Consider the following 11045-nt stretch of genomic DNA (forward strand, 5'->3'; position numbering starts at 1 on the left):
AGGTGGCTTCAGCTTGGTTATCGTATCTATGTTGTAAAAGCATCTCTGGTGTTTTTGTCGCGGTGTTCCCGTGCGAGGGCGGGAGAGGGAGGGCGCCTCGGGCTGCTCGGGGGGCAAAGGCAGGTGTTTGCCCGGCCAACACTTCGACACGGGTACCTTGACTCACTGCGACGCGTGCACACACTTGCGCCTTTTCGTTCCGCGGGGCGCTTCGATGGCCCTGTAGCTCGTGTCTCCGGGTCCCCCTCGCCGTGACGAAGCCCAGCTTGCTGCTCATCGAAGAAGCCAGTGTCGCCCGGGAGCTCCAGGTGCTCGCGCTGGAGAGCCAGGGGTGGCAGGTCGTCGCGCTGGCGGACGTGGGGGCCGCCGCCTCGCTGCTCCAGTCCCAGCCGATGTTGTTGGTGGTGGCCGCCGCGGGGTTGTTGGCGGCGGGCCAGGAAGGCCTCGCCGCGTTCCGAAGGGCGCTGGAAGAGACGGCCGTGGGGCTGTACGTGCTGGCCTTCCCCGCGGAGGAGGAGGCGGTGCGGCGGCGCTCGCTGCCGCTGGCGGGCTTCTTCTGGCGGCCGTTGACGCTGTCGGGGCTGGTGGAGGGAGTGCGACAGGCGCTGCCGGGGCAGGAGCCGGGCGCGCACCGGCCGCTGGTGCTGGTGGCGGACGACGACCCGGTGTCGCGCAAGCTGTTGCAGTTGCTGCTGGTGCCGCTGCGCTTCCAGGTGGTGTCCGCGTCGGACGGCCTGCAGGCGCTGGAGGTGGCGCGGCGGCGGCGGCCGGACGTGGTGCTGGCGGACGCGCTGATGCCGCGCATGGATGGCTACAAGCTCTGTCTGGCGCTGCGACAGGACCCCAGGATGTCGCGCGTGCCGTTCATCCTCACGCACGTGCTGACGCCGGACGAGCTGGATTTACGCATGGCGCACAACGTGGGGGCCAACGGCTTCGTGCGGCGCACGCAGGACGGGGAAGAGCTGGTGGGCACGCTCTTGCGCGCGCTCAAGTCGGGAGGCCCCGCGCCGCTGGTGCCTGGAGGGGAGCTGTCCACCGAGGACCACCTGTACCGGGTGGTGCGGCAGCTGGAGCGGCGCGTGGGGCTCCTGGAGCAGGCGGAGCGGGGCGCGCGCGAGAGCGAGGAGCGCTTCCGGCTGGTGGTGAACGGCTCCTATGACGGCATCTGGGACTGGGACTTGAGCCGGGGCTCGCTCTACTGGAGCCCGCGCCTCTTGGAGATGCTGGGGCTGACGCCCGAGTCCTTCGCCGGCACCTATGACGCCTTCGTGGAGCTGCTGCATCCGGAGGACCGGGCGGGCGTGCTGGCCGCGCTGACCGAGCACCTGGAGCGGGGCGTGCCGTACGACGTGGCCTTCCGGTTGCGGCATGTGACGGGGGGCTATCGCTCCTGTGTGAGCCGCGGGCGCGCGTCACGCGACGCCCAGGGCCAGCCGGTGCGCATGGCGGGCATCATCGGCGACGTGACGGAGCAACTGCGGCTCTACCGCGACGCCCGCGAGGCGGTGCGCGCCAGGGACGACTTCCTCAGCGTGGCGGCGCACGAGCTGCGCACGCCGCTGGCCGCGCTGCGGCTGCGGGTGCAGGGCGCGCAGGGGGCGCTGCGGGTGCTGGACGTGGCCCAGGCCGCGCCCCGGTTGGAGCGGGCGCTGGAGTCCGCGGACCGGCAGGTGCAGCGGATGTCGGAGCTGGTGGAGTCGCTGCTGGACGTGTCCCAGTTCCAGGGCGGCCCGCCGCACCTGCACCTGGACGTCGTGGACCTGTCAGCGGTGGTGCGGGACGTGGTGGCGCGCTCGGAGTCGGCCGCGGCGCGCGCGGGCTGCGAGCTGGTGCTCGGGCCGCTGTCGCCCACCCCGGGCCGCTGGGACGGCACGCGGCTGGGGCAGGTGGTGTCGCACCTCTTGTCCAACGCGATGAAGTTCGGCCCCGGCAAGCCGGTGGAGGTGGCGCTGGAGCGCGCGGACGACATGGCGACGCTGTGGGTGAGAGACCACGGCATCGGCATCGCCCCGGACCGCGTGGAGGGCCTGTTCCGCCGCTTCGAGCGCGCGGTGCCGGTGCGCCACTACGGCGGGCTGGGCCTGGGGCTGTACCGGCTGCGCCGCATCGTCGAGGCGCACGGCGGCGAGGTGTCTGTGGACAGCACGCCCGGCGAGGGCTCCACGTTCCGCGTCCGCCTGCCGCTGGACGGCCCCCCCGCCGCGCGCGCTTGACTTCAGAGCGAGTCGAGGAAGGCCACGAGCGCGTCGCGCTCCTCCTTCGCCAGCGCGCGCACGGCCTCGCGCGCGGACTCGGCTTCTCCACCGTGCCAGAGGATGGCCTCCAGCGGCGTGCGCGCCCGGCCGTCGTGCAACAGGCGCGAGTGTCCGCTCACCGCCCGCGCGCGGCCCAGGCCCCACAGGGGCGCGGTGCGCCACTCGCGACCGGAGGCGAGGAAGTCCTCGCGCCCGTCGGCCAGCGCCTCTCCCAGGTCATGCAGCAGCAGGTCCGAGTACGGCCAGATGAGCTGGCCGGACAGCTCCGGGTAGCCCGCGAGCGTGCCGGTGGTGATGGACGGCCGGTGGCACTTCGCGCAGCCCACGCGGTGGAAGACGGCCTTGCCGCGCAGGACCTGGGCCGCGTCCACGCCCGTGCGCGTGGGCACCGCGACGGTGTGCGAATAGAAGTCGAGCGCCACGCGCTGTCGCTCGCTCACCTCGGGCACACCTCCATGGGGCGCGGCCTGACACGCGGCCTGAGCCTGCGTGCAGTTCTCCGTGGTGAACACGGTGGTGGTGAGGCCGAGGTCGCCCAGCAGCGCCGCCGCGTTCTGGTGCTCGATGTCCGGCTGGTTCGCCTTCCATCCGAAGCGGCCCATGACGTCGCGGCCCAGCAGGTGGTTCCACACGCGGTTGGGCCGGCCGGAGATGCCGTCGCCGTTCGCGTCGTCCGGGTCCGCCCAGGACAGCAGCGTCGCTTCATCCACCGCCGCCAGCAGGCCCAGGCCCACCATGGGCTGCGCCACCCGCGCGGACGTGAGCGTGTCAGGCGACAGCGGGCCATGGGCCAGGTTCGTCAAGAGCAGCTCCGGGGACTGGAGCGTGTAGGGCTCCTGGTCGACGAAGGTGCCCGGGACGTCCGTCCACGCCACGCGCACCTGTCCCTCGGCGGGCACGGCGCCGACGCCCCGGGGCTGGAGCTGGTCGCCATAGGTGGGCTCCGGCCTGGGCCCGCCGTGGGGGTCCTTGCCGGGCACCGACAGACGCACCAGCAGCGTGTCGGCGACCTCGCCCGCCTCCGGAGGTCGTCCCCGGCCATTGCCCAGGTGACAGGCCAGACAGGAGACGGAGTGGAAGACGGGGCCCAGCCCGTCGCGCTCGGGGGTGGTGTTGGTGGGCGCGGCCACCCAGTTGGCCTCGAAGACGGACTCTCCCACGAAGAACTCCGCGCGCCGCGCCAGCGACAGGTTCCCCGCGGGCCGCGTGAAGGCCGCGGCGCCGGGGTCCACGACGCTGGTGTCACCGCCGGGCTTGTCCTCTCCTGCCTCCACCACGTCGAAGCGGGGTGTTTCGGGCTCGGGTTGCTCGGGCTCGGGCTCGGGTTGCTCGGGCTCCGGCTCCGTGGGCGGCGGGGTGATGGGCTTGGGCTCGCCGTCGCAGGCCGCGACACCGAGCAGGGCCATCAGGAGGAGGACAGGCACGGCGGGTTGCTTCACGGCAGGGGCACCGGGATGGGGTCGGTATAGGACCAGCGGTCGATGATGCCATCGGGGCCGAGCGAGCCGTTGAGATTCCAACCCCAGGCGAAGACGGAGCCGTCCGCGCGCACGGCGATGACGTGGGTGGCGCCCATGCCCATGGAGGACAGGGGGGCCACTTGCGACGACGAGGCCGTGGGCAGCGGGTGCGTCGCCTCGGTGAGGCCCAGGCCCAGCTGGCCGTTGAAGTTCTGCCCCCATGCCATCAGCGAGCCGTCCGCGAGCCGCGCGAAGCTGTAGTTGCCGTTGGCGAAGACGGCGCGCGCGTTGGCGACGTTGAGCACCTTCACGGGCGTGGCGCTCTCCGCGTTGGTGCCGGAAGTGCCGTCGCCCAACTGCCCGCTGGCGCCCAGGCCCCAGGAGGACACCGTGCCGTCCGCGTGCACCGCGAGGAGGTGGTCGCGGCCGCTGGCGATGTCCACCACGTCCGTCAGGTCCGGCACCTGGCCGGGCACCGGGTGGTTCTGCGTGTCGAAGACGCCGTTGCCCAGGTTGCCGTAGTCGTTGCGGCCCCAGACCCAGACGGTGCCGTCGCGCTTGAGGGCCACCGAGTGCATGGAGCCGCCCAGCACCTTCACCACGTCCGTCAGGTCCTGCACGACGACGGGGTAGTCCTTCGCCACCGCCGTGCCGTCGCCGAGCTGGCCGTTCGTGTTGTTGCCGAAGGCGCGCACCGTGCCGTCCTCCATCAGCACCAGCGTGTGGCGGAAGCCGGGCGCCACGGAGACGGCGCCCGTCAGGCCGGGCACCCGCGTCGCCGCGGAGCGCGGGGTGACGTCGGGCGTGCGGGGCTGGCCTTCCACGGGAGGCGTGCCCAGGCCCAGCTGGCCGTCCGAGTTCTCACCCCACGTCCACACGCTGCCATCCGCCGCGAGCGCCGTGGCGAAGTTCTGGTTGAAGGCGATGGACGTGGCGGACTCCAGGCCCGGCACCGCCCGGGGCTGCGTCTGGTCCGTCGTCACGTCCGCGCCCAGGCCCAGCTGCCCCCGGTTGTTGCGGCCCCACGTGTAGACGCGGCCGCCGCGCAGCGTGCCGCTGTGCAGGCCGCCCGCCGAGGCCAGCCCGCCGAAGTGGAACGTCACCGTCTTCTCGCCCAGGTTGCCCTTGGCATCCCGCGCGCGCACCACCACCTCGTTGGCGCCGGGGCGGGGCGACACCTCGAAGGCGAGCGTGCCCTCGGCCGTGGTGGGCAGGGACAGCGCCTGCTCCTCGCCCCCGTTGAGGGTGTACGAGAGCTGCGTCACCGCCACATTGTCCGTGGCCACCGCGTCCACGCGCACGCGGCGCACGGTGAGCGACAGGCCCTCGTCCGGGGACAGCACCCGCACCGTGGGGGCCTCGGCGAAGCGCAGGTGCATCACCCGCGCGCTCGTCCCGCCGCTCTGGTCCACCGCCTCCAGCCGCACCTCGTTGTCGCCCTCGGGAAGGGTCAGCTCCACCGCGAAGATGCCCGACGTGGCCGTCTTCTCGGTGACCTCCACCGCGCGCGCCTCGCCGCCGTTGAGCCGCGCCGTCATCCCGGCCAGCTTGCCCGGAGCGCCCACCATGCCCGTCAGTCGGACGACGGGCTCGCCCGTGGTGTCACCTGAAACGTGGGACGTCACCTGGAGATACGGCGCGACGGGGATGCCGGGCGTGGGCTCCAAGTCGGACCCGCACGCGGCGAGCCAGAGGGCCACGAGCGCCAGGACACAGGCACGGGACTTCATGGGGGAACTCCTGATTTGTTGAGATTGATTTGCAGAGTCAGAAAAGCGCCCGGCCTCATACCGCTCGCGGCTCCGAGCGCGCAAGCGACGGAGGGCTCATTTCGATGGGTGCCGCCCGGGATTCCCAGAGGGAGAAGCGTGCGCTGGAAAGCCCGGGAAGCGCTCCAGAAGCCATGGCGGTCCCTTGTAGCCGGGCTCGTCGGGCCTTTTGGGTTTTGTGACAGGGGACCTGGGAGGTGTGGGACACTCGTACCGACAGGCCGGGAGGCCGCCGAGCGCTCCCACTGCTGGTCCCTGTCCCAACGTACGATTGTCCTCCACTGGAAGGTGGCGGGGAGGACGCCGAGACGTTCTCTATGCAGGCCGGGGAATCGCTCTAGGTTCGGCGCTCGTCGCCAGGGGAATTCATGTCAGAGGTGCTCGTCGTCGATGACAGCAAGGTGATGCGGGACATGGTGGTGGCCTGTCTGCGGCCCTATCCGGGCCTGAACTTCACCCATGCGTCCAGCGGGCTGGAGGCCATCGAGCGCCTGTCGCTGAGCCCGTATGACCTGCTGGTGCTGGACCTGAACATGCCGGACATCGGCGGCATCGAGGTGGTGGAGTTCGTGCGGGGGCAGGACCATCTGCGCGCCCTGCCCATCATCATCGTCACGACGCGCGGGGACGATGCGTCGCGCACCCGGGCCCTGACCGCTGGCGCCAACCGCTTCATGACCAAGCCCTTCAAGCCCGCTGACATCCTCGCGGAGGCGCAAGGCCTGTTGGAAGAGAAGCGGGCTTGACCGCCTCCGTGGACCTCGCGGACTTCCTCCCCGCCTATCTGGCGGAGGTGGAGGAGCTGCTCGACTCGGCCCACCGCCACCTGATGGCCGTGGAGGCGAGCGCGCGTCGCGGCGCCGCCCACCCCAAGTCCGTGCGCGAGCTGTTCCGCGCGCTGCACACCATCAAGGGCCTGTCCGCCATGGTGGACGTGGAGCCCATCGTCGCCATCTCCCACTGGATGGAGGCGTCGCTGCGTCACGCCGACCAGTCGGGCGGGCGGCTCCCCGAGTCCAGCGTGGAGCCGCTGATGGAGGGCCTGCGCGCGGTGGAGCAGCGCATGCGTCAGCTCGCCTCGGGCAAGGACGCCGCGCCGGTGCCTCCCGGGCTGCTGGAGCGGCTGGAGGCGCTGGGTGTCTCCTCCCCCGTGGTGCCCGGCGCCGCTCCCGCCGTGGCGGCGACGCTCGACGAGAACCTGGCGCTCGCCTCCCGGCTGACGCCCGCCGAGCGGGAGCAGCTCACCACGGGCGTGGGCCATCGCCGCCCGGTGCGCGTGGACTTCATCCCCGGCGCCGAGCGCGCCGCGCGGGGCATCACCATCAACAGCGTGCGTGAGCGACTGGCGGCGCTGGGGGACCTGGTCAAGGTCGTCCCCCTGGCGGGGCCCGCGCCGGGGGGCGGCTCGCTCACCTTCGTGCTGCTCTCGAGCACCGACGCCTCGGAGGCGGTGCTGCTGGACGCCGCGGGCGGCGAGCCCGCGCAGGTGCGAGTGCTGGCTCCGAGGTCCCCGAGCCCCGCCGCCGCCCCTTCCGTGACGGGGATGCCCGCGCCGGAGCGTGAGCCGGAGCTGGCCGAGGAGCCCGAGGAGGCGCGGCGGACGGGTGGCACCCTGCGCGTGGAGGTGTCCCGGTTGGACGAGGCGCTGGAGCGGCTGGCGGCGCTCGTCGTCAACCGCTCGCGGTTGCAGCGCGCGGTGACGGACCTGACGGCCGCCGGAGCGCCCACGCGGGAGCTGCGCGCCATCCTCCAGGAGAACGGCCGGCAGTTGCGCGACATGCGCGCGGCCATCCTCCGCCTGCGCATGGTGCGCGTGGGGGACGTGCTGGACAGGCTGCCGCTGCTGGTGCGCGGCCTGCGCCGCACCACGGGCAAGGCGGTGCGGCTGGAGCTGGACGTGGGCGACGCGGAGCTGGACAAGGCCGTGGCGGACCGCATCTTGCCCGCGCTGGTGCACCTGGTGCGCAACGCGGTGGACCACGCGCTGGAGTCCCCGGAGGAGCGCCGCGCCGCGGGCAAGCCCCTGGAGGGGCTCGTGCGGCTGGGCTGCCATGCGAACGCCAGCGGCTGGGTGGACCTCACCGTCAGCGACGACGGGCGGGGCGTGGACGCGGAGGCCGTGGCCCGGCGCGCGGGCGCCCCGACTCCCCGAGACGCGGATGACCTGCTGGAGCTCTTGTGCAGGCCCGGCTTCTCCACCCGGGAGGAGGTCACCTCCACCAGCGGACGCGGGATGGGCATGGACATCGTCCGGCGCATCGTCGTGGAGCAGCTGGGAGGCGAGCTGCGCCTGGAGACGCGCCCGGGGGAGGGCACCACCTTCCACCTGCGCGTGCCCCTGACGATCACCCTGCTGGACGCCATCATCTTCGAGTGCGCGGGCCTGCGCTACGCGGTGGCGGTGGGCTCCGTGGAGGAGCTCATCGAGGTGGACGCCGCGCGGGTGGTGCGGCCCGCGGGGGCCCACGGCGTGGCGATGGTGGAGCGGCGAGGCCAGGCGGTGTCGCTGGTGTCGCTGGCACGGCTGCTGGGCTCCGCGTCCACGCAGGCGGTGGACGCCACGCCCGCGCGGGGACTGGTGGTGCGACAGCGCGGAGACCTGGTGGCCTTTGGGGTGGACCGCCTGCTCGGTCAGCAGGAAATCGTGCTGCGCCCGCTGGAGGATCCGCTCGTGCGGGTGCCTGGGGTGGCGGGCGCCACGGACCTGGGGGATGGCCAGCCCACGCTGGTGCTGGACTTGAATGCGCTGGGAGCGGCGCGCCGCCCGGGGTCCGGGGGACGAGAGGAGCGCGCGACATGAGCGTGCTGCATGTGGTGTTCAAGGTGGACGGCGCCGAGTACGTGCTGCCGGCGTCGGAGGTCCTCCAGATGGAGTCCTTCACCGGGGCCACGCCCGTGCCGGGAGCCGCGTCGCATGTCGCGGGGCTGGTCCAGGTGCGGGGTCGCGTCATCCCCGTCGTCGACGCGCGCAGGCGCTTCGGGCTGCCAGCCCTGGAGCGCTCGCTCGACACGCGGGTGGTGGTGGGGCAGCTGGGGGCGCGGACGGTGGGGCTGTTGGTGGACAGCGCGCGTGAGGTTCTGAAGCTGGACCCCTCGAAGTTCCAGCCGCCGCCTCCGCTGGTGGTGGAGGGCTCGAAGGGGTTCGTGAAGGCCGTGGCCCAGGTGGGGCCCAGGCTGGTGATGCTCATCGATTTCCCCCGGGTCATCGGGGAGGAGACGCCGGATGGCGACGGAAAACGGTAACGGCCCCCAGGGGCAGGAAGACGCGCGCGGTCTCACCGAGCGCTTGTCGCGCGGAGTCCGGGAGGGCGTGACGCTGCTGCAGGACACGGAGGCGCTCGCCACCCGGCTTGCCGCCAGCGGAAACGAGCAGGCCGCGGCCTCCGAGCAGGTGCGCGCCTCCATCGAGGCGGTGGCCGCGCACGTCGAGGGGACGAGCGCGGCGGCGCAGGCGCTCGCGCGCTCCCAGCGCACGGTGAGCGACTCCGCCCGCGCGCTGCAGCAGGAAGCGGAGGCCACCGCCGGCTCCGTGCAGGAGGTCAGCGCGTCGGTGTCGGGCGTGCGCAAGGACGCGGCCCACCTGGCGGCGGAGGCGGACACCACCGCCGCCACGCTGGAGCAGGTGACGCGCTCGGTGAAGACGGTCAACGCCAACGCGGAGGACCTGGCCGCCTCCAGCGAGGAGCTCCTGGCGTCCATGACGGAGATGAACTCCACCGTGGCGGACCTGGTGGCGCGCAACCAGTCGGGCGCGGCCTCCACGGAGGAGGTGGGCGCGACGATTGAGGAGATGGCCAAGGGCATCGCCCGGCTGTCCACCGACGCCCAGGGCATGGGTGAGCGGGTGACGCTGATGACGGCCGCGGTGGTGGGGCTGGGCAAGTCGCTGAGCGACCTGACCCGCGATGCCACCACCATGTCCTCCGGCGTGGAGGAGACGGCGTCCACCGCGGAGGAGCTGGCGCGCAGCGTGCGCGGCGTGGCGGAGAGCGCGCGCGTGCTGGAGACGCACGCGGCCTCCAACGCCTCCACCGTGGAGGAGGTCGCCGCCAGCGTGGAGCAGGTCGCCGCCACCTCGGAGAAGAACGCCGCCGTGGTGGACGCCAACGCGGCGACCATCGAACAGCTCGCGCGCTCCGCCCAGTCCGTGGCCAAGGCGTCCGAGTCCATCAACGGCCTTGCGGCCACGAGCGCCAGCGCGTCCGCGCAGTTGGAGGTGTCCACGCGGCGGGTGGCGCAGCTGGGCGAGGAGGCGCGCGCCACGTCGGACCGGGTGGGCACCATCGCCCGCGAGGGCGGCGCCACGGTGGTGCGCTCCATCGCCGGCTTCAGCCGCATCCGGCAGTCCATCGTCGAGTCCTCCGGTGTGATGAAGGAGATGGGCAAGCGCGCCGAGGAGATTGGCGACATCGTCCAGACCATCAACCTCATCGCGGACCGGACGAATCTCTTGTCCCTCAACGCCAGCATCGAGGCGGCGCGCGCGGGGGAGCACGGACGCGGCTTCGCGGTGGTGGCGGAGGAGATTCGCGCGCTGGCGGACCGCGCGGCGGCGGCCAGCTCGGACGTGGCCAAGATTGTCCGGGGCCTCCAGACGACGGCGCGCGAGGCGGCGAGCGCGAGCGCGGAGGGCATGCGCGCCGCGGACGAGGGCGCGGCGCTGGCGGCGGACGCGGAGCGCGCGCTGTCCTCCATCCTGAAGGGCGTGGACGACGTGGGGCAGAACGTGCGCGAGGTGAACCGCGCCACGGGTGAGCAGGTGCAGGCGGTGCAATCGCTGGCACAGGGCACCGCGAAGATGAGCGAGCAGGGCCGCGTCATCGCCACGTCCGCGTCGGAGCAGGCGCAGGCGGCCCAGGCGCTGGCGCAGGGCGGCACGGAGATGCGCCGCATGGCCCGGCAGACGACGCAGGCCACCGCGGACCAGGCCCGCGCGCTGCGCGACGTGGTGCGCTCCAACGGGCAGCTGGCGGAGGTCGCGCAGAAGGTGTCCCGCGCGGTGCAGGAGCAAGCTGCGGCGGCGGTGGACCTGTCCAAGGGCGCCGCGCAGATGCGCCAGCTGGTGCAGGGCGTCAGCGCCGTCGTGGGAACGCAGAGCAAGGAAGTGACGGGGATGGGGCAGGCGGCCCAGGACCTGTCGAGCACCACCCAGCGCACCCTGGCGGGGCTGTCCGAGCAGGCCAAGGCGGCGGCGGAGGTGGCGCGCGCCATGGAGGAGACGCGCAAGGAAGTGGCCCAGTCCGCGCGCGGCATGGCGGAGCAGGCGCGTGCGCTCAAGCAGGGCGAGACGGCCAGCCGCCAGGTGGCGAAGCTGGCGTCGTCCGTGACGCGTGCCACCGACGAGCAGGCGCAGGCGCTGGTCGCGCTGGTGAAGGGCGCGGACGAGGTTCGGCGGGTGGCGAAGGGCACGGCGCGCGCGCTGGACGAGCAGGCGGAGGTGCTGACGGCGCTCGCTGGCTCCGCGCATCGGCAGGCCACGGGCACCGCCGCGGTGGCGCGCGCCAGCACCGAGGCCACGCAGGTGATGGAGGGACTGGTGAAGGGCGTGGAGGAGATGC

7 protein-coding genes are annotated in these 11045 nt (G+C 73.0%); 5 read left to right on the forward strand and 2 right to left on the reverse strand.

What is annotated here, in order from left to right; all coding sequences use genetic code 11:
• The first annotated feature begins 251 nt into the window (after positions 1 to 251).
• Positions 252 to 2216 (forward strand): hybrid sensor histidine kinase/response regulator, encoded by a 1965-nt coding sequence (locus tag ACN469_RS25295; protein ID WP_498771586.1) that lies wholly within the window; start codon positions 252 to 254, stop codon positions 2214 to 2216.
• Between the two features lie 2 nt (positions 2217 to 2218).
• Here ACN469_RS25295 and ACN469_RS25300 read toward each other — a convergent pair whose 3' ends face one another.
• Both ACN469_RS25300 and ACN469_RS25305 read right to left on the reverse strand, forming a co-directional pair.
• Complete coding sequence (locus tag ACN469_RS25300) at positions 2219 to 3682, reverse strand: di-heme oxidoreductase family protein (RefSeq protein ID WP_498771587.1); 1464 nt, start codon at positions 3680 to 3682, stop codon at positions 2219 to 2221.
• 11 nt (positions 3683 to 3693) lie between these two features.
• Positions 3694 to 5448, reverse strand: a complete 1755-nt coding sequence (locus tag ACN469_RS25305) for an RCC1 domain-containing protein (RefSeq protein ID WP_498771589.1) — start codon at positions 5446 to 5448, stop codon at positions 3694 to 3696.
• Positions 5449 to 5855: 407 nt separating this feature from the next.
• On the opposite strand from ACN469_RS25305, the gene ACN469_RS25310 reads away from it, so the two are divergent.
• The 4 genes from ACN469_RS25310 to ACN469_RS25325 form a co-directional block, all read left to right on the forward strand.
• On the forward strand, positions 5856 to 6233 hold the full coding sequence (locus ACN469_RS25310; protein ID WP_498771591.1) for a response regulator: 378 nt from the start codon (positions 5856 to 5858) through the stop codon (positions 6231 to 6233).
• On the forward strand, positions 6230 to 8287 hold the full coding sequence (locus ACN469_RS25315; RefSeq protein WP_498771593.1) for a chemotaxis protein CheA: 2058 nt from the start codon (positions 6230 to 6232) through the stop codon (positions 8285 to 8287). The genes ACN469_RS25310 and ACN469_RS25315 overlap by 4 nt, the downstream gene beginning before the upstream one ends.
• Positions 8284 to 8730: a chemotaxis protein CheW gene (locus ACN469_RS25320; RefSeq protein WP_498771595.1), complete on the forward strand. Its 447-nt coding sequence runs from the start codon at positions 8284 to 8286 to the stop codon at positions 8728 to 8730. The genes ACN469_RS25315 and ACN469_RS25320 overlap by 4 nt, the downstream gene beginning before the upstream one ends.
• On the forward strand, positions 8711 to 11045 hold a 2335-nt coding region (locus ACN469_RS25325; protein ID WP_498771597.1), incomplete at its 3' end, for a methyl-accepting chemotaxis protein. The genes ACN469_RS25320 and ACN469_RS25325, both read left to right, overlap by 20 nt.

It is taken from the genome of Corallococcus terminator (assembly GCF_049194865.1).
In the GTDB taxonomy this organism is placed as follows: Bacteria; Myxococcota; Myxococcia; order Myxococcales; family Myxococcaceae; genus Myxococcus; species Myxococcus terminator_A.

Coding starts and splice junctions, on each gene's coding strand:
- ACN469_RS25305 (WP_498771589.1), bottom strand. CDS start 5,448: ATGAAGTCCCGTGCCTGTGTCCTGGCGCTCGTGGCCCTCTGGCTCGCC.
- ACN469_RS25320 (WP_498771595.1), top strand. CDS start 8,284: ATGAGCGTGCTGCATGTGGTGTTCAAGGTGGACGGCGCCGAGTACGTG.
- ACN469_RS25310 (WP_498771591.1), top strand. CDS start 5,856: ATGTCAGAGGTGCTCGTCGTCGATGACAGCAAGGTGATGCGGGACATG.